Source organism: Rathayibacter sp. Leaf248 (assembly GCF_920939495.1).
In the GTDB taxonomy this organism is placed as follows: Bacteria; Actinomycetota; Actinomycetes; order Actinomycetales; family Microbacteriaceae; genus Rathayibacter; species Rathayibacter caricis.
In genome coordinates this window covers 765897-790909 of the sequence record NZ_CAKLAV010000002.1, presented here as the reverse complement: position 1 = coordinate 790909, position 25013 = coordinate 765897, and the positions used below count along the sequence as shown (strand labels likewise).

Below are 25013 nucleotides of genomic sequence, written 5' to 3'. Positions count from 1 at the left end.
CTAGCCCTCCAGCTGCTCCGAGAGCTCCAGCCAGCGCAGCTCGAGCTCGGCGGTCTCGTCCTCGTAGCCGCGGAGCGTCGCGTTCAGCGCCAGGATGCCGTCGTAGTCGTCCTGGTCGTGCGTCGCCATCTTCTCGTGGACGGTCTTCGTCAGCTGGGTCAGCTTGTGCAGGCGCCGGTCGATCGCCGATACCTCCTTCTCGGCGGTGCGCCGTTCGGCGCCGCCGAGTCCGGAGGGCGCAGCGGAGGCGGTCGCCGACAGCGCGGCCGGGCCCGCCTTCTCGAGCGCCTTGCGCAGCTCCAGGTACTGCTCCACGCCTCCGGGCAGGTGCCGGAACGCGCCCTCGAGCACCGCGTACTGCTGGTCGGTGACCCGCTCGAGCAGGTACCGGTCGTGCGAGACGACCAGCAGCGTGCCGGGCCAGGAGTCGAGCAGGTCCTCGATCGCGGCGAGCATGTCGGTGTCGAGGTCGTTGGTCGGCTCATCGAGGATCAGCACGTTCGGCTCGCTCAGCAGGATCAGCAGGAGCTGCAGGCGCCGACGCTGGCCTCCCGAGAGGTCCTTCACCGGCGTCGACAGCTGAGCGCTCGAGAAGCCGAGCCGCTCGAGCAGCTGCCCGGGCGTCATGTCCTTGCCGCCGATGGAGTAGCTGGTGCGCTGCTGCGCGATGATCTCGCGGACCGGCTGGTCCTGCACCTCGGTCAGCTCCCGCAGCTGCTGGTCGAGGATCGCGACGCGCACCGTCGTGCCGCGCTTCACCTTCCCGCTCGTGGGCTGCACGCTGCCGGCGACCAGGCCCAGGAGGGTCGACTTGCCGGCGCCGTTCACGCCGAGGATGCCTGTGCGCTCGCCCGGGGCGATGCGCCACTCGATGCGGTTCAGCACCGTCCGCTCGCCATAGCGCACCGTCACGTCGAGCAGGTCGACGACGTCCTTGCCCAGCCGCGAGACCGCGAGCTGCGACAGCGAGACGGAGTCGCGCACGGGCGGCTCGTCCTCGATCAGCTGGTTGGCCGCGTCGATGCGGAACTTGGGCTTCGCGGTGCGGGCGGGGGCTCCGCGCCGCAGCCACGCGAGCTCCTTCTTCATCAGGTTCTGCCGCTTGGCCTCCATCGTGGTCGCCATCCGATCGCGCTCGACGCGCTGCAGGATGTACGCCGCGTAGCCGCCCTCGAAGGGCTCGACGAGGCGGTCGTGCACCTCCCAGGTGGCGGTGCAGATCTCGTCGAGGAACCAGCGGTCGTGGGTCACGACGGCGAGTCCGCCGGAGGCGGTGGCCCAGCGGCGCTTGAGGTGCTCGGCGAGCCAGGCGATGCCCTCGACGTCGAGGTGGTTGGTGGGCTCGTCGAGGAACACGACGTCCCAGTCGCCGACCAGGAGCTTCGCGAGCGCGACGCGGCGGCGCTGTCCGCCCGAGAGGGAGCCGACGAAGCCGTCCCACGGCACGTCGCGGAGCAGCCCGGCGATCACGTCGCGGGTGCGCGCGTCGCCCGCCCACTCGTGCTCCTCGAGACCGCCGACGACCGCCTGCGCGACCGTCAGGTCCTCGTCCACCGTGTCGGCCTGGTCGAGCATGCCGAGGGTGACGCCGCGGCGGTGGGTGACGCGGCCGGAGTCCGGCTCGATGCGCTGCGCGAGCAGGCGCAGGAGCGTCGACTTGCCGTCGCCGTTGCGGCCGACGATCCCGATGCGGTCGCCCTCCTCGATGCCGAGCGAGACGTCGTCGAAGATGACCCGCGTGGGGTACTCGAGTCGCAGCGCCTCAGCGCCCAGGAGATGTGCCATAGGGATCGATTTTACGGGGCTCCGCTCTGCCCGGTTCGACCGCCCCGTCACCGAGGACTTCTCCGGAGATGCGGCTACGCCACGGCGATGGTGCGCCGGTGGTGGCCGGTGGCTCCGTCGGGCGCCGGCCGCGCCTCGTCGGCGGTCTGCACCAGCCCCTCGGAGTCGGTGGCACGGACGCTCAGCACGTGGTCGCCGGGCGTCGCCTCCCACTCGAGCACCCACTGGATCCAGGTGTCGGCCGTGACCGCCTCGGCGAGGCGGGCCTGCCGCCACTCCCCTCCGTCGACCTGGACCTCGACCTTCGAGATGCCCGTGTGCGGCGCCCAGGCGACTCCGGCGACGGCGACGGTGCCCGCCGAGACGGCCTGGCCCTGTCGGGGCACGTCGATCCGCGACTCGACCTTGATCGGCCCGCGCTCGCTCCAGCCGCGCGTCGACCAGTAGGCGAGGTCGTCGGCGAAGGTCGTGACCTCGAGCTCGGTGACCCACTTCGTCGCCGAGACGTAGCCGTAGAGGCCGGGCACGACCATCCGCACCGGGAAGCCGTGCTCGAGCGGCAGCGGCTCGCCGTTCATGCCCACGGCGAGGATGCTCGCGCGGCCCTCGTCCTGCAGCACGTCCAGCGGGCTGGACGCGGTGAAGCCGTCGATGCTGCGCGAGAGCACCATGTCGGCGCCCGCCGTCGGGCGGGCCCGGGCCAGCAGCTCGCGGATCGGGTAGCCGAGCCAGAGCGCCGTGCCGATCAGGTCGCCGCCGACCTCGTTCGACACGCACGACAGCGTGACCAGGTGCTCCTCGAGCGGCAGTGCGAGCAGCTCGTCCCAGGTCAGCACGACCTCCTCCTCCACCATGCCGTGGATCCGGAGCGACCACTCGGCCGGGTCGACGGACGGCACCGAGAGCGCGGTGTCGATGCGGTAGAACTCGGCGTTGGGCGTGACGAAGGAGCTGATCCCCTCGACGTCGTCGAGCACGGCCGTCGGAGGGACGGCCGGAGCGGGCGAGGCGGCGCGCGGCAGCGCCACGGCCTCGCGCACCGCGGTGACGGCGGCCGACGCGGCGGTCGCCATCCGCGCCCCGACGCCCACGACGACGGCCGCGGCACCCGCGACGCCCACGAGGCGGAGGAACGAGCGGCGGTCGGTCCCGCCCCGCGCGGGCTCCTGCTCCCAGCCGCGTAGCCGTGCCGCGGCGGTGCGGAGGACGAGGACGCCCGCCACCATCCCGACGATGCTCGGAGCTGCGGCCAGGCCGGTCGCCCCCTCCCGCGTCACCGCTGCCAGAGCCCCCAGGCCCGCGACCACGACCAGCAGCAGCGCCCCGAACGGCGGACGGCGGAACTCCAGCAGTCCCGCGGCGATCGCGAGCAGCGCGACGGCGAAGGCCAGCGAGAGGAGGAGGACGAGCTTGTCGCCGGTGCCGAACAGCGCGATGGTCGCGTCCTTCACTCCGGCGGGCACGATGTCGATCACGAAGCCGCCGACCGCGACGAGCGGACCGCCTCCCGCGCCGGTGAACACGGCCACGAGCTCGGCGCTCGCGAGGGCGACGGCGGCGGCGACGATCCCCGTGAGGATCGCGAGCAGTGCGGCTCTTCTGGGGGGCATGGCCGCACTCTAAGCCACCGCCCGGAGTGCGGGCTGAGGCGTCGATCGTCAGATCGAGAGCAGTCGCGCCCCGTGGACCGGTCCGGTCACGCGGACCGCCTTGTAGCGCGCCGTCGTCAGCTCCAGCTGGAGCTCGAGCGCCGCATCCGCGTCGGCGGCGAGGAACGCGACGGTGGGGCCGGAGCCCGACACGAGGCCGCCGAGCGCGCCGCTCTGCTCGCCGCGCTCGAGGATGCGCGCGAGTCCCGGCTGCAGGTGCAGCGCCGGCGCCTGCAGGTCGTTGTGCATCGCGTCGGCGAGCATCGCCGCGTCGCCCGCCCGGAGCGCCTGCAGCACGTTCGGGTCGACGGACGGCGACGCCGAGATCGGGCGGAAGTCGTGCAGGTGGCGCTCGCGGTGCCGGTCGAGCTCGCTGTAGACCTCGGGGGTCGACAGCCCCTGCTCCGAGAACACGAGGACCCACTCGAACCGGCCCTTGGCCAGGGCCGGGCTCAGCTCGTCGCCGCGGCCCACTCCGATCGCCGTGCCGCCGGTGAAGGCGAAGGGCACGTCGGCGCCCAGGCTCGCGGCGATGCCCAGCAGCTGCTCACGGGTGCACGCCGTGCCCCAGAGCGCGTCGCAGGCGAGGAGCGTGGCGGCGGCGTCGGCCGATCCGCCGCCCATGCCGCCCGCGATCGGGACGTTCTTCTCGATCTCGAGATGCACGCCCCGGCGGTATCCCGTGGCCCGAGCGAGCGCTCTCGCGGCCTTGATGGCGAGGTTGCTGCCGTCGACCGCGAGGCCGGACGTGTCGATCGAGCCGGAGAAGGCGACCGAGAAGTCCGGAGCCGCGCTGGCGCGCACGTCCTCGTAGAGCGACAGAGACTGGAACGCCGTGGCGAGCTCGTGGTAGCCGTCGTCGCGGACCGCCCCCACCTTGAGGAAGACGTTGATCTTGCCGGGAGCCCGCGCGTGGACCACGGTCGACGTCGCGCGAGCAGCCATGCCTCCAAGCTACAGGGTGGTGGAGGAGCCCTCGTCCCGGTCCGAGCCGTCCTCGTCGGGGTCGTCCGACCCCGAGTCGGGCAGCACCCCGCCCCGGGTCGGCACGAGTGCCGGGTCCAGGGTCCGGCCCAGCGCGACGAACGACTCCACGGTCAGCTCCTCGCCCCGCGCGGTCTGCGGGACGCCCGCGGACTCGAGGGCGGTGATCGCCGCAGCACTGTCGCCGAAGAGCGTGGCGAGCGACTGCCGCAGCATCTTCCTCCGCTGGGCGAACGCCGCGTCGACGACGGCGAAGACGGCTCGGCGCAGGGCCTCGTCGCCCGGCTCCTCGCCGCGCTGGAACGACACGAGCACGCTGTCGACGTTCGGGACGGGCCAGAAGATCTGCCGCGAGACGGTGCCGCCGGTCGAGAACGAGCCGAACCACGCCGCCTTGACGCTCGGCCCGCCGTAGACCTTCGAGCCGGGACCCGCGGCGAGGCGGAGGCCGACCTCGGACTGCACCATCACGACGCCCGAGCGGATGCTCGGGAAGTGCTCGAGGAAGTGCAGCAGCACCGGCACGGAGATGTTGTACGGGAGGTTCGCGACGAGCCGCACGGGCTCGCCCGGCAGCTCGAGCACCCGCATCGCGTCGGCGTGCACGATGTGCAGCTCGGCGCGCGGGGCCATCAGCTCCACCGTGCGCGGCAGCTGCTCGGCGAGGCGCCCGTCGATCTCGACGGCGACGACCTGAGCGCCCGCCTCGAGCAGGCCCAGCGTCAACGAGCCCAGGCCCGGGCCGATCTCGACGACCGTCTCGCCCGCCCGCACTCCGGCGAGCTTGACGATGCGGCGCACGGTGTTGGCGTCGTGCACGAAGTTCTGGCCGAGCTTCTTGGTCGGAGTGACGTCGAGCAGCTGCGCGAGATCGCGGATCTCGGCGGGGCCGAGCAGGCGCGGGACGGACGCCGCCTCCACCTCGGCCGCGTGACGGCCGCTCATGCGAGCTGCCCCACCGGCTCCGTCGGCTCCGACCCGACCTCGCCGCCCCACTCGCCGTACACCTGCTCGGTGTTCGACGCGATCGTCGCGGCGAGGTGCCCCACGTCGGTCTCGAGGTGCGCGGCCATGGCGCGCAGGGTGTGCGGGAGCAGGTAGGGGGCGTTGGGGCGCCCGCGCAGCGGCATCGGAGTGAGGAACGGCGCGTCCGTCTCGACGAGGATCAGGTGCCGCGGAGTGACGGCGAGCGCCTCGCGGAGCGGCTCCGCGTTCTTGAAGGTCACGTTGCCGGCGAACGAGAGGTACCAGCCCTCCTCCGCGCACATCCGGGCCATCTCGGCGTCGCCGGAGAAGCAGTGGAAGACGGTGCGCTCGGGGGCGCCGACCCGGCGGAGCGTCTCCATCACCTCGCGGTGGGCGTCGCGGTCGTGGATCTGCAGCGCGATGCCCGCCTCCTTCGCGATGCGGATGTGCTCCTCGAACGAGCGCTGCTGAGCCCCGCGGCCGCTCTCGCCCGTGCGGAAGTAGTCGAGACCCGTCTCGCCGACGGCGCGCACGCGGGGCTGGGTCGCGAGCTCGGCGATCACGGCGAGGGCGTCGTCGAGCTCGCCCCGCGCGTCGAGCTCGGGGGCCTCGTTCGGGTGGATCGCGACGGCGGCGAGCATGCGCGGCTCGGAGGCGGCCATCTCGGCCGACCAGCGGCTGGTCGCCACATCGGTGCCGACCTGGACGACGCCGCGGACGCCGACCGTGGAGGCGCGGTCGAGCTGCTCCCGGTAGTCGAGCGGCTCGAGGCCGTCGGCGATCTCGAGGTGCGTGTGGTTGTCGTAGACGGGGACCACGAGGGCCTCGGGCAGCGGAGGGTACGTCAGGTCGCGGCCGGAGGTGTTCTCGCGGGCGCGGACGTGCTGGCTGTCGGTCATGCGCTCCAGGCTACCGGGAGGGTCCGGACGGCCCGCGTCCGGGGCGGCGGGGATCCCGAGCCCGCTGCTGGTCGAGCAGCCCCGCAGGGGCGTGTCGAGGCCCACCGACTCCGGACATCGGGGATCTCGGTACGCCCGCTCCGCGGGCTACTCGATCAGCAGAGGGAGGGGCCGGGCGGTCAGCTCGCCGGGGTCTCGATGCGGGGGAAGAGGGCCTCGAGGGTGCCGACCGTCGTGCCGACGGGCAGGCGGCCCCAGTCGCCGGCCTCGCGGATCGGCTGGGCCGCGAGGGAGCCGAGGGACTCCTCGACGCCGAGCGCCGTCCACAGCTTCGCGGTCGCGCGGGGCACGACCGGCGAGAGCAGCACGGCCAGGGCGCGCAGCCCCTCCGTCGCCGTGTAGAGGACCGTGCCGAGCCGCTCGCGGTCGGCGTCGTTCTTGGCCAGGGCCCACGGCTCCTGCTCGGTGATGTAGCCGTTCAGCTCGTCGACGATGGTCCACACCGCCGTGATCGCGTCGTGGATCGCGAGGGCGTCGATCGCCGCGTCGGCCGTGGCCGCCGCCGCGGCGACGGTGCGCTGCACGCGCTCCTCCGCCTCGGTGGCGACTCCGGGCCCGGGCACGACACCCTCGTAGTAGCGGTTGAGCATGGCGATGACGCGCGAGGCGAGGTTGCCGAAGCCGTTCGCCAGCTCGGCCTGGTAGCGCGCCGAGAGGTCCTCCCATGAGAACGAGCCGTCCTGGCCGAACGTGATCGCGCGCATGAAGTAGTAGCGGAACGCGTCGGAGCCGAAGGTGTCGGTGATCTGCTCGGGCGCGATGCCGGTGAGCTTCGACTTCGACATCTTCTCGCCGCCGACGAGCAGCCAGCCGTGGCCGAAGACCTGCTTGGGCACGTCGAGCCCTGCGGCCATCAGCATCGCGGGCCAGATCACCGCGTGGAAGCGGAGGATGTCCTTGCCGACGATGTGGGTCGCCGGCCAGCGGCGGGCGAACTCCTCGTCGTCCTGGCCGTAGCCGACGGCGGTGACGTAGTTGAGCAGGGCGTCGAACCAGACGTAGACGACGTGCGAGTCGTCCCACGGGACCTTCACGCCCCAGTCGAAGCTCGAGCGCGAGATCGAGAGATCGGCGAGCCCCTGGCGCACGAAGCTGACGACCTCGTTGCGGGCCGACTCCGGCTGCACGAAGTCGGGGCGCTCCTCGTAGAGCGCGAGCAGGCGCTCGGTGTACTCGCTCATCCTGAAGAAGTAGTTCTTCTCGCTGAGCAGCTCGACCGGCTTGGAGTGGATCTTGCAGACGTACTGGCCCTCGTAGTCGCCGGTGCCCTCGTCGAGGTCCGAGAGCTGCTTGTACTCCTCGCAGCCGACGCAGTAGTAGCCCTCGTACTCGCCGGTGTAGATCGCGCCGCCGTCGTAGAGCTTCTGGAGGAACTTCTGCACGTTGACCTCGTGCCGCTCGTCCGTGGTGCGGATGAAGTCGTCGTTGGCGATGTCGATGGTGCTCAGGAGGGGCTGCCACGCGGTCTCGACGAGGCGGTCCGCCCACTCCTGGGGAGTGGTGCCGTTCGCCGTCGCGGTGCGCAGGATCTTCTGGCCGTGCTCGTCGGTGCCGGTGAGCAGCCAGGTGTCGTCGCCGGCCTGACGGTGCCAGCGGGTCAGCACGTCCGCCGCGACCTCCGTGTACGCGTGCCCGATGTGGGGGACGTCGTTGACGTAGAAGATCGGGGTCGTGAGATAGAAGGAGGCGCCGTCGGACATGGCGACCATCCTATTCACCGCGCGGTGCCGCTCCTCCTGTGTGACGAGGCCCCGGCTCTGCCGTGTGACGAGCGGAGGAGCTCAGCCGCGGCGCGACGCCAGCGCCGCCTCGTAGAGCTCGCGTCGCGAGAGGCCGGTGCGCTCGGCGACCTCGGCCGAGGCCTCCTTGAGCCGCGCCCCGGCGGCGACCCGCGCGAGGACGTCGGCGAGCGCGTCCTCCTGCGACGCCTCCCGCTCCGGAGCGCCCTGCACGACCAGGCAGATCTCGCCGCGGAGCCCGCCGGCCGCCCACTCGGCGAGCTCGGCCGCCGTGCCCCGGCGCACCTCCTCGAACATCTTCGTCAGCTCGCGGCACACCACGACCCGGCGCTCGGGCCCCATCGCCTCGACCAGGTCGGCGAGGGCGTCGCCGATGCGGTGCGGCGACTCGAAGAACACCATGGTGCGGCGCTCGTCGACGAGAGAGCGGAAGGTCGAGACCCGCTCGCCGTGCTTGCGCGGCAGGAAGCCCTCGAAGCTGAACCGGTCGGTCGGCAGCCCCGAGACGGCGAGCGCCATGAGCACGGCCGAGGGTCCGGGGAGCGCCGTGACCGCGACTCCGGCGGCCACCGCGGTCTCGACCAGGTGGTAGCCCGGATCGGACACGGTGGGCATGCCGGCGTCGCTGAGCACGAGCAGGTCCTGGTCGCGGGCGAGCTCGACCAGCTCGGCCGCCCGCTGGCGCTCGTTGTGGTCGTGCAGCGCGTAGAGGGTCGGCCTGTTCTCGATGCCGAGCGCCCGCAGCAGCTGGATCGTGACGCGGGTGTCCTCGGCGGCGACGTGCTGCGCGGTCGAGAGCGCCTCCACGAGCCGCCGGGAGGCGTCGCCGAGGTTTCCGATGGGCGTGCCCGCGAGGATGATCATGCGGCCAGTCTCCCAGCCCCGAACCAGCGCAAGCCCCCTGCGGGGACCCAGGAGCAGGAGTCGGCCCGCTCGTTCGGGAGGTCTGATGCGCACAAGCCGGACGGCGACTGCCTTGCAGGGAAGCCACCCCGTGCATATCGTTGCTCAATAACATTGATAATCGATAAGGAGATGCCATGGGGAACTCGACGGCGATCGCCAGCGGACGCGTACGGGACCGGCCGTTCTTCCTGCGTGTCGTACGGGCCGTGCTGCTGATCGTTGCCGCATTCACGGTCGTCTCCGAGGCGACCCGGGCAGTGACGATCGCGACCGGCCGAGTGCTGATCGCCACCGGTGGCGTCGACGATCGTCTGCCGCTGAGCTCTCTGCCGCAACTCTTGCAGGCCGATCTGCGCGACGGCGCGTCGGGAACGCTCGCCGACGCCGACCTCTCCCTCCGGCTGCTCTGCGCCCTGCCGTCGGTGCTGCACGCGGTCACGATCGTGCTTGCGACGGTCTTCCTCCTGCGGGCACTCCGCGGCATCGCGCTCGCGCGGCCGTTCGACCTGTTCGTGCTCACGAGTTGGCGTCGGCTCAGCATCGCTCTCCTGGCCGGAGGCGTCACCCAGGCGCTCGCCGACACGATCGCGACCACCTACCTCAACACGCGCATCGGGCTGCTGTTCGGAGCCGGACGGGTGACGCCGGAGCAGCAGGACGCGTTCCTGGGCGGGGACTACCAGAGCATCGGCACGAATCTGCCGCAGTGGCCGGTCTCCGTCATCGTCGCCGGGCTCGTCGCCGCCGCCCTCACCGCCGCTTTCCGCGCAGGCGCTCGCCTGGAGGACGACGTCGATGGTGTCGTCTGACCCCCGGGACGAGGTCGGAGGCGCCCACCGCGTCGTCTGCCATCTCGACGCCGTCCTGGCCGAGCGCGGAGTGACGCTGACCGAGCTGTCGGCGCGGACCGGGATCACCATGGCGAACCTGTCGATCCTCAAGAACAACCGCGCCAAGGCGATCCGCTTCACCACGCTCACCCTGGTCTGCGATGCGCTCGGCACGTCACCCCAGGAGCTCTTCTCGCTCCGACCGTGACGGAGGTGCGGTGACCCGACAAGAACTGCCCCGAGCACGCCCTCGAACGGCAGGAGCAGAACAAGGGCGTCACGCGCACCGTCCCCGTCGACGACTCGAACGGGATCACCCTCGTAGGCGAGTTCGACGCTGGATGATCTCGGTGATGCGACCTGCATCGAGCGGACGGGCCCCTTTGGCACCAGCGCAGGGCGGGGAAGAGACAGCCCCTCCGGGAGACGTGGGTCTCGATACGCCCCTTCGGGGCTAGTCGATCAGCAAGAAGGCGGGTGTCTCTTCCCAGCGCCCGTCGAGCTCGCCGCGCCCCTCGCGAGCTGACGCCTGGCGCGGTCCCCGCCGCCGCGACGAGGGCGGTGACTCGAGGTCGTGCTGCGGCAGACGCGTGCTGGTCGAGTGGACATGCGCAGGATGGACCAGGCGTACACACCGAGCGCTTCTCGCTCGACGAGGCACCGGAGGCGTACCGCGGTCTGCACGACGGGAAGGTGCGCGGGCGGGCGGTCGTGGTGCCGTGACGCCCCGTTAGCATGGCCGGGTGACGGACCGACCGCAGCGCGACTTCGACGACCTGCTCCTCGACTCCGCCGGAGCGACCCGGTCGGTTCCCGTCGAGCCCGTGGAGGACGTCGCCGCGGCACCCCGGGTGCGCGAGCCGCAGCCCGACGTGCCGCGGGGCTCCTGGTTCGACGACGTCTTCGCACGCTTGACCCTCACCCCGCTCCGGCGACGGCTGTGGGATCTCGGTCTGCCGATCGCCGTGGTCGTGCTCGCCGCCGTGCTGCGGCTGTGGAACCTCGGGCACCCGCGCTCCCTCGTGTTCGACGAGACCTTCTACGTGAAGGACGCCTGGACGCTCTGGAACCTCGGCTTCGAGGGCGCGTGGCCGGAGGATCCCGACCCGGGCTTCGCGGCGGGCGACGTGAACACGTTCACGGGAGCGCCGTCGTTCGTCGTGCACCCGCCGCTGGGCAAGTGGATCATCGGGCTCGGGATGGGCGCGTTCGGCGCCGACGACAGCGTGGGCTGGCGGATCTCGACGGCGGTCGTCGGGATCCTCGCGGTCGCGCTCGTCATCGTCGTCGGCCGGCTGCTCTTCCGCTCGACGCTGATCGCCTCGCTCGCTGGCCTCTTCCTCGCGCTCGACGGCCACGCGATCGTCATGTCGCGCGTCTCGCTGCTGGACGGGATCCTCATGTTCGTCGCGCTGTGCGGCGTGACGGCCGTGCTGCTGGACCGCCGCTGGGCGGAGCTGCGGCTCGCCGAGAAGGTCGCCGCGGGGGCGCTGCCCAGCTGGGGTCCCGTGCTCTGGTGGCGGCCGTGGCTCCTGGTGGCGGGCTTCGTCTTCGGTCTCGCGGCCGGCGTGAAGTGGACCGGGATCTACTTCCTGGCGGCCTACGGCGTCTACCTCGTCGTGGTCGACGCGCTGATGCGCCGCCGCGCGGGCGTCCCCTTCTGGGGCAGCGGAGCCGTGCTCAAGCAGGGCCCGGTGTCCTTCCTCCTGGTCGTGCCCATCGCGCTCGTCGCCTACCTCCTCACCTGGACCGGCTGGCTCCGGACTTCCGGCGGCTGGGCCCGGCAGTGGGCGACGGAGGCCCCGGGCAACGCCTGGACCGGTGCGCTGGCGTGGGTGCCCGACTGGGCGCAGAGCCTCTGGCACTACCACGTGCAGATGTACGACTACTCGATCAACCTGCGCGCCACGCACCCCTACGAGGCGAACCCGCTGACCTGGCTGCTGATGACGCGGCCGACGAGCATGTACTTCGTCGACAGCGCCGAGGGCGTCGACGGCTGCACCGCGGTGCGCTGCGCCGAGGCGATCACCTCGGTCGCGAATCCGCTGATCTGGTACGCCGGAGTCGCGGCGCTGCTCTACCTGCTCTACCGCCTCGCGCGGTACCGGGAGTGGCGCGCGGGCTTCGTGCTGATGGGCATCGTCGCGGGCTACCTGCCGTGGATGCTGTACCTGGACCGCACGGTCTTCCAGTTCTACTGCGTCGTGTTCCAGCCGTACATGATGCTCGCGCTCGCGATGACGGCGGGGATCGTGATGGGCTCGCCGCAGGACCCCGTCCGCAAGCGGACCCGCGGGATCGTCCTCGTGCTCGGATTCGTCGTGCTCGCCGTCGCGCTCACCGCCTTCTTCTACCCCGTCTGGACCGGGCAGCAGGCCTCGTTCGCCTTCTGGCAGGCGCACATGTGGCTCCCGTCGTGGGTCTGATCGGGCGTCTCGGACCCGGAGTCGCGGTCTGCGCGGCCGCCGCGGTGCTCGCCGCCCTCGTGCCGGCGGTGCCGATGCTGACGGCCGCCGTCGCGCTCGGGATCGTGGTGGCGCAGGTGCGGGCGGCCCGTCCGGCGCTGGGCGGTGCGCTGTCGCCGGGTCTGAAGTTCTCGTCGCGGACCCTCATGCGCACCGGGATCGTGCTGCTGGGGCTGAAGCTCTCGCTCGTGGACATCGCGGCGCTGGGCTGGGCGGCGATCCTCGTGGTGGTGGGCATCGTGCTGGCGACGTTCGCGCTCACCTGGGCGCTCGGGCGGGCGCTCGGACTGCCCGGCCGCGAGCCCCTGCTGCTGGCCGCCGGCTTCTCGATCTGCGGCGCCTCCGCCATCGGCGCGATGGCCGGGGCGACGCGGGCGAAGGAGTCGGAGCAGGCCGTGCCGGTCGCGCTGGTGACCCTCTGCGGGACACTCGCGATCGCGGTGCTGCCGGCGCTGCAGCATCCGCTGGGCCTCTCGGCGGACCAGTTCGGGCACTGGGTGGGAGCGTCGGTGCACGACGTCGGCCAGGTCGTCGCGACGGCGCAGGTCGCGGGGGCGTCGGCCCTCGCGGTAGCGGTGGTCGTCAAGCTCACTCGCGTGGTCATGCTCGCGCCGATGGTCGCGATCGCCGCGGCGGCGACGCGGCGCGGCGGCGAGGCGGTCGGACCGCGTCCCGCGATCGTGCCGCTGTTCGTGGTGGGCTTCCTCGCGGCCGTGCTCGTGCGCACCTGGGTGCCGCTGCCGGAGGGGCTGCTCGCGGGTGCCGACACCGCCCAGACCTGGCTGCTCGCGGCGGCGCTGTTCGCCCTCGGCACCGGCGTGCGGCTGCGCGCGCTCGTGACGACCGGCTGGCGGGCGCTCGTCGTGGCGCTCGGCTCGTGGTTCGCGATCGCCGCGATGGCGCTGGCGGCGGTGCACGCGACGGTCTGATCCTGGGACTGTTACGGACTGCGACAGCTCTCGCGCCCCGCTGTCGGAGGGCGACGGTAACGTCGATCGCATGGCAGATCGCGAGTACGGCTTCAAGACGCGTGCAATCCACGCGGGCAACATCCCCGACCGGGTGACCGGTGCGCGCGCGCTGCCGATCTACCAGACCAGCGCGTTCGTCTTCGACGACACCGCCGACGCCGCGGCGCGCTTCGCCCTGCAGAAGTACGGCAACGTCTACTCGCGCCTCTCCAACCCCACCGTCGCCTCCTTCGAGGAGCGCGTCGCGAGCCTCGAGGGCGGCCTCGGCGCCGTGGCGACCGCGTCGGGCCTCTCGGCGCAGTTCATCGTCTTCGCGGCCCTCGTCGGCTCGGGTGATCACGTCGTCTCCTCCGCCAACCTCTACGGCGGATCGATCACGCAGCTCGACGTGACGCTGCGCCGCTTCGGGGTCGAGACGACCTTCGTGCAGTCGAGCGATCCGGCCGACTACGCGGCGGCCATCACCGAGAGGACCAAGGTCCTCTACGCCGAGACCATCGCGAACCCCTCCGGCGAGATCGCCGACATCGAGGGCCTCGCGGCCGTCGCGCACGCCGCGGGCATCCCGCTCGTCATCGACTCGACCGTGGCGACTCCTTATCTGGTGCGCCCGATCGAGTGGGGCGCCGACATCGTCATCCACTCGGCCACCAAGTTCCTCGGCGGCCACGGCACCACGCTGGGCGGCGTCGTCGTCGAGTCGGGCCGCTTCCACTACTCGCACGAGAAGTTCCCGCTGCTGCACGACTCCGTCGCCTCCTACGGCGACCTCTCCTGGGACGGCAACTTCGGAGAGTACGGGTTCCTCACCCGCCTGCGCGCCGAGCAGCTGCGCGACATCGGCCCGGTCCTCGCTCCCCACTCCGCGTTCCTGCTCGCCCAGGGCGTCGAGACGCTGCCGTACCGGATCCAGGCGCACGTCGACAACGCCCGCCGCGTCGCCGAGTGGCTCGACGCCGACCCGCGCATCGAGGCCGTCTACTGGGCCGGCCTGCCCGCGCACCCGCACCACGAGCGCGCGCAGAAGTACCTGCCGAAGGGACCGGGGTCGGTGTTCAGCTTCGTCGTGAAGGGTGGCCGCGCGGTCGGCCAGACCTTCATCGAGTCGGTCGACCTCGCCAGCCACCTCGCCAACATCGGCGACGCGAAGACGCTGGTGATCCACCCGGCCTCGACGACGCACGCCCAGCTCACCGAGCGGCAGCTGCTCGACGCGGGCGTCCTGCCCGGCCTCGTCCGCCTGTCGGTGGGCATCGAGGACGCCGACGACATCATCTACGATCTCGACCAGGCGCTCACCGCGGCCGTCGAGAAGCACGGCACACCGGACGCGCCGACCGAGCTCCCGGAGGACGCCTCGGCGACCCTCCTCTCCCCCACCGTGGAGGTCTGACCGATGAGCGACACCGGCACCGTCGTCCAGCTGTCCAACGGACTCAGCTGCTCCGTCCCGACCAACTCGCCGCTGGCGAAGATGCTGCGCTCGCAGCGCACCTGGGTGGGCCCGGACGCGAAGCAGCGCCTCGACATCCTCCGCCGCGCCAAGACGGTCGCGATCGTGGGCGCCTCGCCGAACCCGGCGCGCTCGTCGTACTTCGTCTCGACGTACCTGCAGCAGTCGAGCGACTACGAGCTGTTCTTCGTGAACCCCAACGCCACGGAGATCCTCGGGCAGCCCGTGTACAAGAGCCTCGCCGACCTCCCCGTCGTGCCCGACATCGTCGACGTCTTCCGCAAGGCGAGCGACATCCCCTCCGTCATCGACGACGTCGTCGCGATCGGCGCGCCGACCGTCTGGGTGCAGCTGGGCATCTGGAACCAGGAGGCGGCCGAGTACGGCGAGTCCAAGGGCCTGACGGTGGTCATGGACCGCTGCATCAAGGTCGAGCACGCCCGCTTCCACGGCGGACTGCACCTGCTCGGTTTCGACACCGGGCAGATCACCGCACGCAAGACGATCCGCTGAGACGACGGGCCGGCCGGGGAGTCCCCGACCGGCCCGTTCGTTCAGTCGCCCTTGACGTTCACCAGCTGGCGCAGCGTGTGCCGCACCTCGACGAGGTCGGCGGCGTCGGCCATCACCCGGTCGATCGGCTTGTAGGCCGCCGGGATCTCGTCGAGGAACGCGTCCGTGTCGCGGTACTCGATCCCCGTCATGGCCTCGCGCAGCTGGTCGTGCGTGAAGGTCCGGCGCGCCGCTGCCCGCGAGTACTCGCGTCCGGCTCCGTGCGGGGACGAGTCGAGCGACATCGCGTTCCCGCGACCGACCACCACGTACGACGCAGTGCCCATCGAGCCGGGGATGAGCCCCGGACGCCCGGCGTCGGCCTGGATCGCGCCCTTCCGGCTCACCCAGACGTCGCGGCCGAAGTGGCGCTCCTGCTCGGTGAAGTTGTGGTGGCAGTTGATCCGCTCCACGTCCTCGACCGGCGCGCCGATCCACTCGGAGAACTGCCGGACGACCCGGTCCATCATCTCCTCGCGGTTCAGCAGCGCGTACGTCTGCGCCCAGCGGAGCTCGGCGATGTACCGGTCGAACTCCGCCGTGCCCTCCACGAGGTAGGCGAGGTCGGGGTCGGGCAGCGTGATCCAGTGGCGTGCGCAGTAGTCGCGGGCGATCCGGATGTGCTCGCCGGCGATCCGGTTGCCCACACCGCGGGAGCCGGAGTGCAGGAACAGCCAGACGGCTCCGGTCTCGTCGCTGCTGACCTCGATGAAGTGGTTGCCGCTGCCGAGCGTGCCCAGCTGCAGCCTCCAGTGCTTCGAGTAGCGCGCCGGGTCGAAGCCCGCCGCCTCGGCGAGCGCGGCGAGCTCCGCGACGCGCGGCTCGGCGGTCGCCACGACCTTGCGGTTCGCGGCGCCCGCCGAGAGCGGCACGGCGCGCTCGATCTGCTCGCGGAGTGCCGCGAGGTCGCGGCCGGTCAGGTCGTCGCGCGTGAACCCCGTGCGCACGGCGATCATGCCGCAGCCGATGTCGACTCCGACGGCCGCGGGGATGATCGCGCCGAGGGTCGGGATGACCGACCCCACGGTCGCGCCGCGCCCGAGGTGCGCGTCGGGCATGAGCGCCAGGTGCGGGAACACGAACGGCATCCGCGAGGCGGTGAGCGCCTGCTCCCGCGCATTGTCGTCGAGGATGCTCGCCCAGGAGACGAGGCGGTCGGTGATCTTCTGCATGGTGCTGGTCTTCTGCATGGTCCTTCCTCTCGTGAAGGCCCGGCGGTCGCCGGGATCGAGTTGGAGACGCGTTCGGAACGGCGGGATGCCGCGAGCCGTGCATGCGCCGCCTCCCCTGCAGAGGAGTGCGGGAGCGGTGGGGCCCCGAACCGGAGTCGTCCGGGGCCTGGGCAGCTGCCTAGGAGAGCCGGAGGACGCCGGGCTGGAGGTTCTTCGCGGAGAGGCGCTCGCCCGAGAGGGACAGCGCGTGTTCGCGGGACGCGGCGACCGTGCGGTCGGCGACGAGCAGTCTCGTGGTCATGCGACTGCTCCTTCCAGGCGTCGGGGGTGCGCGCTCCGGTGGCGCGCTCGGCGACCGTAGCAGCGCGGGCGAGATCTCTGCAACCCGGGCGTGTCGCGCTATCCGCGGGCAGGAGGAGGGTCCTCCTCCGCGTCGGCGCGCCGCCTCCCCCGCGCGACGGATTCGCCTCCGCATCGCGTGGACGGTCTCTGGACGGCCCCTCCGATCCCCCGCGCGGGGGCGACGAGGCGAGTAGGCAGGAGGTGCACGGGAGAACGGACTCTCCGGGATCGGACAACGATCGAGCCGCTCGCGGCCTCGAGGAACTGGACGGACGATGAGGAACACGACCTTCACACCCAGCACCACCGGATCGGCGGCGAGCGCAGCGTCGCGGCCGAGGCCCCCGCACCGCGGCAGGCGCCTCCTGATCGCCGCCGTCGCCTGCGGCGCCCTCGCACTCGGGCCGATCGCCGCCACCCCCGCCGTCGCCGCTCCGGCGGCCGCGACCAGCGCGGCGCAGGTCGCGGCCGCCGCCTGGAGCGTCGTGGCCGAGGGCGAGAACAGCGCCAATGCGCGGACGGTGCAGCACCTGCTCACCGCGGCCGGGCACCCGGTCGACGCCGACGGCGTCTTCGGCCCCGCGACGGCCGCGGCGGTGCGGGCGTTCCAGAGCGAGCGCGGCCTCTCGTCCGACGGGATCGTGGGCGAGCAGACCTGGTCCGCGCTGATCACGACCCTCTCCTCCGGTGACAGCGGCGAGGCCGTCACCGCACTGCAGGTGCAGCTGAACAAGACCGGTGCCGGGCTCACCGTCGACGGCTCGTTCGGGCCGGCGACCGCCTCGGCGGTGGAGGCCTTCCAGTCGGAGGCCGGGCTCTCGGTCGACGGCGTCGCCGGTCCGCAGACCTGGCAGTCGCTCATCGGCTCGGGCTCGGGCACGACCCCCGATCCGGGTCAGCCCGGCGAGACGTTCGCCTCCCTCAGCGAGGAGCAGCTCGCGAACGTTCGCACGATCATCGCCGAGGGGAAGACCGCCGGCGTGCCCGAGTACGGCTGGGTCATCGCGATCGCGACGGCCATGCAGGAGTCGCGGCTGCGGAACCTCGAGGGCGGCGACCGCGACTCGGTCGGCCTCTTCCAGCAGCGGCCGTCGACCGGCTGGGGCGACGCGGCCGACCTCGTCGACCCGGTGTTCGCCTCGCGGGCCTTCTACGGAGCCGCGAACAGCCCGACCAAGAACACAGGCCTCACCGACGTGCCGGGCTGGGAGTCGATGAGCGTGACCGAGGCGGCGCAGACGGTGCAGGTCTCGGACTACCCGGACGCCTACGCGCAGTGGGAGACCCTGGCCCGCGAGGCCGTCGAGAGCGAGGGATGAGGATCATGAGCATCACGACCGAGACCACCACCACCCCGATCGTCGAGGAGCGGCCGCGGAGCCTGGGCGCCCGCGCCCTGGCCGTCCTCACAGCCCTGCTCCTCGCCGTCGGCGTCGTCGTCGGCGGCGCCACGAGCGCGCAGGCGGCCGACTGGCCGGTCCTCTCCTCCGGCTCCAGCGGCGAGGACGTGACCACCGCGCAGTACCTGCTGCGCGGCTCCGGTCAGTCGCTCGCCGTCGACGGGGAGTTCGGCGCGGGCACGGCGAGCGCCACCACCGCGTTCCAGTCGGCGAAGGGCCTGGCGGCCGACGGCGTCATCGGCGCGGAGACGTGGGGCGCACTGGCCACGACCGTCCGGAGTGGCGACTCCGGTGACGCCGTGAGCGCGGCGCAGACCCAGCTCACCGCGAACGGCGCCTCGATCGCGGTCGACGGGGCGTTCGGCTCCGGCACCGATGCGGCCGTGAAGAGCTTCCAGAGCGGCGCCGGACTGACCGCCGACGGCATCGTCGGACCGGCCACCTGGAAGGCGCTGATCGCCGGCGGCGGCGGAGGCACGACTCCCCCGCCGAGCGGCGACGCGGCGGCGACCGCGCAGGCGATCCTCGACGACCCGGGCATCGAGTTCGTGGCGCTCACCCCGGATCCCGCCTCCACAGCCCTGCAGAACGTCACCGACACGGCGGCCGGCCGGCCGGCGATGACGAGTCCCGAGGGTCACGCCGGGTCCGGTCCCGTGCAGCTGGACCCGGTGATGCTCGACGCCCTCCTGCGACTGAGCACCGAGCACGGCTTCTCGGTCCGCGTCACCTCGATCGCGGGCGAGGAGCACAGCGCGGGCTCGCTGCACTACACCGGGCGCGCGTTCGACATCGACATGATCGACGGGGTCACCGTCTCGGGCGGCGCCGACCACCTGCCGGTGCAGGCCGCCTGCGACGCGATGGGAGCCGGCAGCTCGCTCGGCCCCGGTGACGCCGGTCACGCCGATCACGTGCACTGCTCCTTCTGAGGCGCAGGACCACTCGAGGGGCGGGTGCCGATCGGCGCCCGCCCCTTCCGCACGCACCGGGCGTAGTCTCCCGTCATGAGCGCCTACGTCTCCGTCCTCGACCTGTTCAGCGTGGGGATCGGTCCGTCGAGCTCGCACACCGTCGGCCCGATGCGCGCCGCCCTTGCCCTCGCCGAGCGCCTGCGGTCGGCGGGACTCCTCCCCCGGGTGAGCCGGATCGGCTGCACCCTGTACGGGTCCCTCGGCTCCACCGGGATCGGCCACGGCACCCCCGACGCGGTGGTCGCGGGCCTGGCGGGGCTCGACCCCGAGACCTGCGATCCCGAGGAGGTGCGCGGGGCCTGGCGCCGCCTCGACGTCGACGGGTCGATCCTCCTGGCGGGCGAGCAGCCGCTGCCGATGTCGAGCGACGACATCGCGTTCGAGCCGCGGACCCGCCTGCCCGAGCACCCCAACGCGCTCACGTTCAGCGTCTGGCTCGGCGAGGAGGCGCTGCCGGAGTGGGAGGAGACGTACTACTCGATCGGCGGCGGCTTCATCCGGCGCGCGGGAGAGCGGGCCGACCTGGCGGCGCTGGCGGCGCATCCGCACCCCTTCGTCTCGGGCTCGGACCTGCTGGCGATCTGCGAGCGGACAGGGTCGCGCATCGCCGGGATCGCCGCGGCGAACGAGGCGGCGCTGCATCCGGACCTCGACGTCGACGCCCGGCTCGACGCGATCTGGGACGCCATGGCCGCCTGCGTCGAGCACGGCCTCGCCACCGAGGGCGTCCTCCCCGGCGGCCTCGCCGTGCAACGCCGCGCGTCGCTGATGCGCGAGCGCCTCGAGGCGCTGGAGGAGGACCCGCTCGACCGCGCCCGGGCGACATCCGTGGAGTGGCTGCACGCCTTCGCGCTGGCCGTCAACGAGGAGAACGCGGCGGGCGGGCGCGTGGTCACGGCACCGACCAACGGAGCGGCGGGCATCATCCCCGCCGTCGGCCACTACTACCTGCGCTTCGTGCCCGGGGCCGGTCGCGCGGGGCTGCGGGAGTTCCTCCTCACCGCCACCGCGATCGGCTCGCTCTGCAAGACCAACGCCTCGATCTCGGGAGCGGAGGCGGGCTGCCAGGGCGAGGTCGGCTCGGCCTGCGCGATGGCGGCCGGCGCCCTCTGCGCCGTGCTGGGCGGCAGCCCCCGTCAGGTCGAGAACGCCGCCGAGATCGCGATGGAGCACCACCTCGGGCTCACCTGCGACCCGGTCGGCGGACTGGTGCAGATCCCCTGCATCGAGCGGAACGCCATCGCGGCGTCGACCGCGGTCAGCGCCGCGCGGCTCGCCCTGCACGGGGACGGGACGCACCGGGTCTCGCTCGACACGGTGATCGAGACGATGCGGCAGACGGGCATCGACATGTCCTCGAAGTACAAGGAGACGAGCGAGGGCGGCCTCGCGGTCAACGTCATCGAGTGCTGAGGTGAACCCGGGTTACGCGCGGGAGTGCGGCCGCGACGGCCGGCGCCTACCGTGGGCCGGGTGAGCAGCTCCCCCTACCTCGCCCGGCCGATCGTCTCGACGCAGTGGCTGGCCGACCAGCTCGGCCGCGACGGACTCGTCGTCATCGACGCGAGCGTGCTCTTCGTGCCCGCGTTCGACGGCCGCTACCGCTACCTCACCGGCGAGGACCAGTACCTCGTCGAGGGGCACGTGCCCGGAGCGGTCTTCGCGGATCTGCTCGAGCACCTCTCGGACGCCGAGGCGCCGCATCCGTTCACGAGGCTCGACCCCGAGCGGTTCGCCGCGGCGGTCGGCGCGCTGGGGATCGACGACGACTCGGTGGTCGTCGTCTACGACTCCGCGGTCGGCCAGTGGGCCTCGCGGCTCTGGTGGCTGCTGCGCACCGCCGGTCTCGACTCCGTCGCGGTGCTCGACGGCGGCCTGACGGCATGGCGGCAGGAGGCGCGCCCGCTCGAGACAGGGCACGTCGCTCCGACACCGCGCGACGGACTCACCGTGCGCGAGGAGCGCCCGCTCTGGGTCGACAAGGCCGAGGTCGAGCGGGTGGTCCGCGGAGAGGCTCCGGGCGCTCTCGTCTGCGCGGTGCCGCCCAAGGAGTTCACGGGCGAGGCCGGCCAGCGCCCGCGCCGCGGCCACATCCCCGGCTCCCGGAGCGTGCCGGCCGCCCGTCTGGTGGATCGCGAGACGAACACCCTCCTGCCGCACGACCGGTTGCGCACGCTCTTCGGCGACGTGCTCGACGCCGAGCGGGTGGTGCTGTACTGCGGAGGAGGCGTCGCGGCGGCGGCGGACGCGCTCGCCCTCACGCTGCTCGGCGTCAGCGAGGTGGCCATCTACGACGGGTCGCTGAACGAGTGGGCGGCCGACCCGGACGCGCCCCTGGTGGTCACGGCCGCCTGACGAGCTCCGGCAGGTCTGTCGTCGGCAGTGCGCAGACGAACGCCTCGCAGGAGTAGGCGGTCGGCAGACCCTCGCGGGAGGTCCGGCCCTCGAAGAGCTCGAAGCCCGCGTCCGACCACTCGGCGGCGGCGCGGTCGGTGACCAGGGCGAGCACGCCCACCTCTGTCGCCAGGGCGCCCCGCGCGAGATCGGCCAGCGGTGCCGCCTCCGGAGCGACCACGACCAGCTGCGTCACGGGCTCGGCCAGCGACGACGCGAGCGCGAGCACCGCACCGAAGCCCATCGGCTGCTGCAGGGCTCCGGGAGCCACCGCGGCGACGACCGCGTCGGCCGCGTCGCGGTAGCGCCGCTCCCCCGTGAGCAGGAAGAGCTCGTGCGCTGCCCCGGCTGTCGCCGACAGGCCGGAGGGGTACGCACCCTCGGACGGATCGGCCGCCAGCAGCAGCCCGCGCGCGACGAGCGCCGGGTCGCCGCCGCCGGGCAGGGCGAACGGCGGCCACGCCTCGGCGGCGTCGAGCGCGCCGTCGATCAGCGAGCGGGCGGCGAGGGCGTAGCGCGGTGCTCCGTCGGCGAGCGCCAGCTGCACGAGCCCGCCGGCGAGCATCCCGAGGTCCTCGAGCGCGGGCCGGGCCGCCGAGACGCGCTCGTCGAGCGAGGCGCGCACGACGAGCACGCCGTCGACGACGTGGCGGCAGAGCAGGAAGTCGGCGGCGCGTCGGGCGGCGTCGAGCCACTCCGATCGCCCGAGGAGACGCCCGGCGCGTGCGAGCGCCTGGATCGCGAGACCGTTCCAGCCCGTGACGACCTTCTCGTCGAGGGCGGGCGGCTCCAGGCCGGAGCGGTCCGCGGCGAGGTAGTAGCCGCCCTCGGAGCGCCGGCCGTCGACGATGCTCTCGGAGTCCTGGGCGCTGGCGAAGCCGCCGCCCGGCCGCTGCAGAGTGCTGATGAGGAACGACGCGATCCCCTCCGCGATCCCGGTGACGGCGGCGCGGTCGGAGGTGCCGGTGCGGCCCAGGAGCAGGGCGGCGACGTCGAGCAGCTGGGCGTTGTCGTAGAGCATCCGCTCGTAGTGCGGCTCGCTCCAGTCCTCCTGGGTCGCGTAGCGGAAGAAGCCGCCGTCGCGGTCGCGCAGGGGCGAGGCGGCGAGGGTCAGGAGGGTGCGCTCGGCGAGCTCGGCGCCGCCCGCCCGGGAGGCGAGGAAGCCGAGCACGGGCGCCACCGGGAACTTCGGCGCCGTGCCGAAGCCGCCGTGCACGCGGTCCTCCTCGGCGGCGAGGCGCTCGACGGCCGCGTCGAGGTCGGCCGCACCGGGAAGCGCCGTCGACGCGGGGAGGGCGGCGGTCGCCTCGCGGAGGGCGTTCGCGAGCGAGCCGGCGGTGGCGTGCACCTCGTCGCGCCGCAGCCGCCACGCCTCGCCGACCGCGTCGAGGACGTCCGAGAAGGCGGGCACGCCGCCCACGGCCCGCGGCGGGAAGTAGGTGCCGGCGTAGAAGGGCTCGCCGCCGGGGGTGGTGAAGACCGTGAGCGGCCAGCCGAGGTTGCGCGTGAAGGCGCTGGCGGCGGTGAGGTAGGCGGTGTCGACGTCGGGGTGCTCCTCGCGGTCGACCTTCACCGCGACGAAGCCGCCGTTCAGCCGCTCGGCGAGGACCGGATCCGAGAACGACTCGCGCGCCATGACGTGGCACCAGTGGCAGGTCGCGTAGCCGATCGAGACGAGCACGGGCACGTCGCGCCGCTCGGCCTCGGCGAACGCCTCCTCGCCCCAGGGGAACCAGTCGACGGGGTTGTCCGCGTGCGAGCGGAGATAGGGGCTGACACTCGAGCGCAGTCGTTCGGCCATGGCTACAGGCTAGACACGGCGCCGCGGACGGTCACGGGGTTGCAGAAGGGGCGGTGTCCGGGCCTCTCAGCTCCGGTCCTGCTCCTCCACCTGCGGCGACGGCACGAGCGGCAGCGCCAGCGCGGGCGTCAGCGCCACGATCGCGAAGGCGAACGGATAGCCGACCAGGCCGATCAGCGCTCCCACCGCCGGCGCCGCGATCGCCGCCGCGGCGAACTGGCCGGTGTTCTGCGCTCCGAGTGCGCGGCCCGACCAGAACGGCCCGGCGATCTCGGCGACCGAGGTGAAGGCGAGTCCGTTGTCGGCCACCGAGATCGTCGTCGCCGCGACGAACAGGACCGCGGCGACGGCCACCGCCCCGTCGATCGCGCTCGTGGCGGCGAGCAGCAGCAGCGCCGCCACTCCGGCCACCGCGACCCAGCGCAGCGGACGCAGCCGCGACCCGACGCGGTCGCTCAGCACCCCGACTCCGATGCGCCCGAACGCGCCGGCGAACTGCGCGACGGCGACCAGCACGCCGGCCGCCCACGGCTCCCAGGCCTGGTCGGCGATCAGCCAGACCAGTCCGAAGGTCGAGAGGGTGAACTGCGGCACGACCAGCAGCGCCGAGACGCCGTGGATGCGCCAGAGCGCGGCGCCGGAGCGGTAGGGGTTCCGCACCTGAGCCGAGGCCTCGGTCCGCGGCGGACGGGGCGGATCGACGATGCCGATCGTGCACGCGACGGCGAGCACGACGAGCAGCACGACGGGCAGGGCGAGCGCGGCGGGCACCCCGGCGGCGCTCGCGAGCGGCGGCACCGTGAGCGACGCGACCGCGACTCCGAGCGGCTGGCTCATCTGCCGGATGCCCATGGCGAGCCCGCGGCGGTTGCGCGGGAACCAGCCGATCACGACGCGGCCACTCGCGGCGTTGACGCTGCCGGACGCCATGCCGCCCAGCAGGAGGAAGACGCCGAGGAGCACGAGATCGCCGGTGAGCATCGCGCCGACCCCCGCGAGCGCCGTTGCCGCCACTCCGGTCGCGAGCACGATCCGCTCGCCGTACCGGTCGGCGAGGGCTCCCCACGCGACGAGGGTGAGCACGAGCCCGACGTTCGGCGCGGCGGCGAGCAGGCCCGCCTCGGCGAGGGAGTAGCCGTACTGCGTGTGCAGGAGGGGGATCAGGAACGGCGGGACGGACACGAACACGGTCGTCGCGGCCTGCGCGGCCACTCCGATCGCGAGCATCAGCCAGGGGCGGGGAGTGCGGGGCACGGTGCTCCAGGGTCGCGAGCGGGACGGTGCCCAGGAGGCTACCGGTGCCGGGAGGCGGGACGGGGACGGGCGTCGCTCCGTGTCAGCGCTCCGTGTCAGCGCTCGAAGAACCAGCCGCTGGGCCGCTGCGGTCCGCTCGGCGAGGCACCGCCTCCGGTCCGTCCGCCCCGGCGGCCGAGCACCAGGTACGCGATGCTGCCGAGGAACGGGGCGATCACGATGAACGCGACCCAGCCGACCTTGCCCACCCGGCCCAGGCGCGGATTCGCCAGCACGCCCTGGATCGCGAAGAGCAGCAGGACGATGTTCACGACGACGAGCAGGGACTGCGGATTCACGCCGTGCTCTCCGCTCGAGGGTCTGCAGCCCTCGGCGGATCTCGCGGAGGGACGTGGGCATTCTGCCACGGCGCCG

22 protein-coding genes are annotated in these 25013 nt (G+C 72.8%); 10 read left to right on the top strand and 12 right to left on the bottom strand.

Annotated elements, in window-relative coordinates; all coding sequences use genetic code 11:
- The 7 genes from LRG51_RS16700 to rsmI all read right to left on the bottom strand — a co-directional run bounded on the left by LRG51_RS16700 (position 1) and on the right by rsmI (position 8946).
- The gene (locus LRG51_RS16700; protein ID WP_230673801.1) at positions 1 to 1785 is read right to left on the bottom strand and encodes an ABC-F family ATP-binding cassette domain-containing protein; all 1785 of its coding nucleotides are present in this window, start codon (positions 1783 to 1785) and stop codon (positions 1 to 3) included.
- A gap of 74 nt (positions 1786 to 1859) precedes the next feature.
- Positions 1860 to 3395, bottom strand: a complete 1536-nt coding sequence (locus LRG51_RS16695) for a molybdopterin-dependent oxidoreductase (RefSeq protein WP_230673799.1) — start codon at positions 3393 to 3395, stop codon at positions 1860 to 1862.
- A 48-nt stretch (positions 3396 to 3443) separates the two neighbouring features.
- A complete protein-coding gene (locus LRG51_RS16690) occupies positions 3444 to 4379 on the bottom strand; it encodes a 4-(cytidine 5'-diphospho)-2-C-methyl-D-erythritol kinase (RefSeq protein ID WP_055793778.1) in 936 nt (311 codons plus the stop codon).
- A 9-nt stretch (positions 4380 to 4388) separates the two neighbouring features.
- The gene (rsmA, locus tag LRG51_RS16685) at positions 4389 to 5363 is read right to left on the bottom strand and encodes a 16S rRNA (adenine(1518)-N(6)/adenine(1519)-N(6))-dimethyltransferase RsmA (RefSeq protein ID WP_230673796.1); all 975 of its coding nucleotides are present in this window, start codon (positions 5361 to 5363) and stop codon (positions 4389 to 4391) included.
- On the bottom strand, positions 5360 to 6283 hold the full coding sequence (locus LRG51_RS16680) for a TatD family hydrolase (RefSeq protein ID WP_055793780.1): 924 nt from the start codon (positions 6281 to 6283) through the stop codon (positions 5360 to 5362). The genes rsmA and LRG51_RS16680 overlap by 4 nt, the downstream gene beginning before the upstream one ends.
- 179 nt (positions 6284 to 6462) lie before the next feature.
- Positions 6463 to 8043 (bottom strand): methionine--tRNA ligase, encoded by a 1581-nt coding sequence (metG, locus tag LRG51_RS16675; protein ID WP_230673793.1) that lies wholly within the window; start codon positions 8041 to 8043, stop codon positions 6463 to 6465.
- A gap of 81 nt (positions 8044 to 8124) precedes the next feature.
- Positions 8125 to 8946, bottom strand: coding sequence for a 16S rRNA (cytidine(1402)-2'-O)-methyltransferase (gene rsmI, locus LRG51_RS16670; protein WP_107575561.1), 822 nt, complete (start codon positions 8944 to 8946; stop codon positions 8125 to 8127).
- Between the two features lie 176 nt (positions 8947 to 9122).
- On the opposite strand from rsmI, the gene LRG51_RS16665 reads away from it, so the two are divergent.
- From LRG51_RS16665 to LRG51_RS16640, 6 genes are all read left to right on the top strand, one after another.
- The gene (locus LRG51_RS16665; RefSeq protein ID WP_055793784.1) at positions 9123 to 9797 is read left to right on the top strand and encodes a hypothetical protein; all 675 of its coding nucleotides are present in this window, start codon (positions 9123 to 9125) and stop codon (positions 9795 to 9797) included.
- A complete protein-coding gene (locus LRG51_RS16660; protein ID WP_055793785.1) occupies positions 9784 to 10026 on the top strand; it encodes a helix-turn-helix domain-containing protein in 243 nt (80 codons plus the stop codon). Before LRG51_RS16665 ends, LRG51_RS16660 begins: the two co-directional genes overlap by 14 nt.
- Positions 10027 to 10561: 535 nt before the next feature.
- On the top strand, positions 10562 to 12247 hold the full coding sequence (locus LRG51_RS16655) for a dolichyl-phosphate-mannose--protein mannosyltransferase (protein ID WP_230673790.1): 1686 nt from the start codon (positions 10562 to 10564) through the stop codon (positions 12245 to 12247).
- Positions 12226 to 13215: a YeiH family protein gene (locus tag LRG51_RS16650; RefSeq protein ID WP_230673788.1), complete on the top strand. Its 990-nt coding sequence runs from the start codon at positions 12226 to 12228 to the stop codon at positions 13213 to 13215. The genes LRG51_RS16655 and LRG51_RS16650 overlap by 22 nt, the downstream gene beginning before the upstream one ends.
- Positions 13216 to 13285: 70 nt before the next feature.
- Entirely contained in the window at positions 13286 to 14650 is a 1365-nt protein-coding gene (locus tag LRG51_RS16645) for an O-acetylhomoserine aminocarboxypropyltransferase/cysteine synthase family protein (protein WP_230673785.1), read from the top strand.
- A gap of 3 nt (positions 14651 to 14653) precedes the next feature.
- On the top strand, positions 14654 to 15223 hold the full coding sequence (locus LRG51_RS16640; protein WP_055793796.1) for a CoA-binding protein: 570 nt from the start codon (positions 14654 to 14656) through the stop codon (positions 15221 to 15223).
- Positions 15224 to 15264: 41 nt separating this feature from the next.
- Here the strand turns inward: LRG51_RS16640 and LRG51_RS16635 are convergent, their stop codons facing one another.
- Complete coding sequence (locus LRG51_RS16635; RefSeq protein ID WP_230674085.1) at positions 15265 to 16434, bottom strand: RtcB family protein; 1170 nt, start codon at positions 16432 to 16434, stop codon at positions 15265 to 15267.
- Between the two features lie 178 nt (positions 16435 to 16612).
- Positions 16613 to 16735 carry a hypothetical protein gene (locus LRG51_RS19550; protein WP_268966615.1) on the bottom strand — a complete coding sequence of 41 codons (123 nt, stop codon included), beginning with the start codon at positions 16733 to 16735 and terminating at the stop codon, positions 16613 to 16615.
- Positions 16736 to 17051: 316 nt separating this feature from the next.
- On the opposite strand from LRG51_RS19550, the gene LRG51_RS16630 reads away from it, so the two are divergent.
- The 4 genes from LRG51_RS16630 (at position 17052) to LRG51_RS16615 (ending at position 21505) form a co-directional block, all read left to right on the top strand.
- Complete coding sequence (locus tag LRG51_RS16630) at positions 17052 to 18095, top strand: peptidoglycan-binding domain-containing protein (RefSeq protein WP_230673782.1); 1044 nt, start codon at positions 17052 to 17054, stop codon at positions 18093 to 18095.
- Positions 18096 to 18100: 5 nt separating this feature from the next.
- The gene (locus tag LRG51_RS16625) at positions 18101 to 19108 is read left to right on the top strand and encodes a peptidoglycan-binding domain-containing protein (protein ID WP_230673778.1); all 1008 of its coding nucleotides are present in this window, start codon (positions 18101 to 18103) and stop codon (positions 19106 to 19108) included.
- A gap of 75 nt (positions 19109 to 19183) precedes the next feature.
- The gene (locus LRG51_RS16620) at positions 19184 to 20563 is read left to right on the top strand and encodes an L-serine ammonia-lyase (protein WP_055793808.1); all 1380 of its coding nucleotides are present in this window, start codon (positions 19184 to 19186) and stop codon (positions 20561 to 20563) included.
- 60 nt (positions 20564 to 20623) lie between these two features.
- The gene (locus tag LRG51_RS16615; RefSeq protein ID WP_200931027.1) at positions 20624 to 21505 is read left to right on the top strand and encodes a sulfurtransferase; all 882 of its coding nucleotides are present in this window, start codon (positions 20624 to 20626) and stop codon (positions 21503 to 21505) included.
- Here LRG51_RS16615 and LRG51_RS16610 read toward each other — a convergent pair.
- The 3 genes from LRG51_RS16610 to LRG51_RS16600 all read right to left on the bottom strand — a co-directional run bounded on the left by LRG51_RS16610 (position 21492) and on the right by LRG51_RS16600 (position 24937).
- Positions 21492 to 23345 carry a thioredoxin domain-containing protein gene (locus LRG51_RS16610; protein WP_230673775.1) on the bottom strand — a complete coding sequence of 618 codons (1854 nt, stop codon included), beginning with the start codon at positions 23343 to 23345 and terminating at the stop codon, positions 21492 to 21494. The two genes, LRG51_RS16615 and LRG51_RS16610, sit on opposite strands and share 14 nt — an antisense overlap.
- 66 nt (positions 23346 to 23411) lie before the next feature.
- Positions 23412 to 24572, bottom strand: a complete 1161-nt coding sequence (locus tag LRG51_RS16605; protein WP_055793817.1) for an MFS transporter — start codon at positions 24570 to 24572, stop codon at positions 23412 to 23414.
- Between the two features lie 122 nt (positions 24573 to 24694).
- Entirely contained in the window at positions 24695 to 24937 is a 243-nt protein-coding gene (locus LRG51_RS16600) for a PLDc N-terminal domain-containing protein (protein WP_055793825.1), read from the bottom strand.
- Between the last annotated feature and the right edge of the window lie 76 nt (positions 24938 to 25013).

Coding starts and splice junctions, on each gene's coding strand:
- LRG51_RS16700 (WP_230673801.1), bottom strand. CDS start 1,785: ATGGCACATCTCCTGGGCGCTGAGGCGCTGCGACTCGAGTACCCCACG.
- LRG51_RS16695 (WP_230673799.1), bottom strand. CDS start 3,395: ATGCCCCCCAGAAGAGCCGCACTGCTCGCGATCCTCACGGGGATCGTC.
- LRG51_RS16690 (WP_055793778.1), bottom strand. CDS start 4,379: ATGGCTGCTCGCGCGACGTCGACCGTGGTCCACGCGCGGGCTCCCGGC.
- rsmA (WP_230673796.1), bottom strand. CDS start 5,363: ATGAGCGGCCGTCACGCGGCCGAGGTGGAGGCGGCGTCCGTCCCGCGC.
- LRG51_RS16680 (WP_055793780.1), bottom strand. CDS start 6,283: ATGACCGACAGCCAGCACGTCCGCGCCCGCGAGAACACCTCCGGCCGC.
- metG (WP_230673793.1), bottom strand. CDS start 8,043: ATGTCCGACGGCGCCTCCTTCTATCTCACGACCCCGATCTTCTACGTC.
- rsmI (WP_107575561.1), bottom strand. CDS start 8,946: ATGATCATCCTCGCGGGCACGCCCATCGGAAACCTCGGCGACGCCTCC.
- LRG51_RS16665 (WP_055793784.1), top strand. CDS start 9,123: ATGGGGAACTCGACGGCGATCGCCAGCGGACGCGTACGGGACCGGCCG.
- LRG51_RS16660 (WP_055793785.1), top strand. CDS start 9,784: ATGGTGTCGTCTGACCCCCGGGACGAGGTCGGAGGCGCCCACCGCGTC.
- LRG51_RS16645 (WP_230673785.1), top strand. CDS start 13,286: ATGGCAGATCGCGAGTACGGCTTCAAGACGCGTGCAATCCACGCGGGC.
- LRG51_RS16640 (WP_055793796.1), top strand. CDS start 14,654: ATGAGCGACACCGGCACCGTCGTCCAGCTGTCCAACGGACTCAGCTGC.
- LRG51_RS16635 (WP_230674085.1), bottom strand. CDS start 16,434: ATGCAGAAGATCACCGACCGCCTCGTCTCCTGGGCGAGCATCCTCGAC.
- LRG51_RS19550 (WP_268966615.1), bottom strand. CDS start 16,735: ATGACCACGAGACTGCTCGTCGCCGACCGCACGGTCGCCGCGTCCCGC.
- LRG51_RS16630 (WP_230673782.1), top strand. CDS start 17,052: ATGAGGAACACGACCTTCACACCCAGCACCACCGGATCGGCGGCGAGC.
- LRG51_RS16625 (WP_230673778.1), top strand. CDS start 18,101: ATGAGCATCACGACCGAGACCACCACCACCCCGATCGTCGAGGAGCGG.
- LRG51_RS16620 (WP_055793808.1), top strand. CDS start 19,184: ATGAGCGCCTACGTCTCCGTCCTCGACCTGTTCAGCGTGGGGATCGGT.
- LRG51_RS16610 (WP_230673775.1), bottom strand. CDS start 23,345: ATGGCCGAACGACTGCGCTCGAGTGTCAGCCCCTATCTCCGCTCGCAC.
- LRG51_RS16605 (WP_055793817.1), bottom strand. CDS start 24,572: ATGCTCGCGATCGGAGTGGCCGCGCAGGCCGCGACGACCGTGTTCGTG.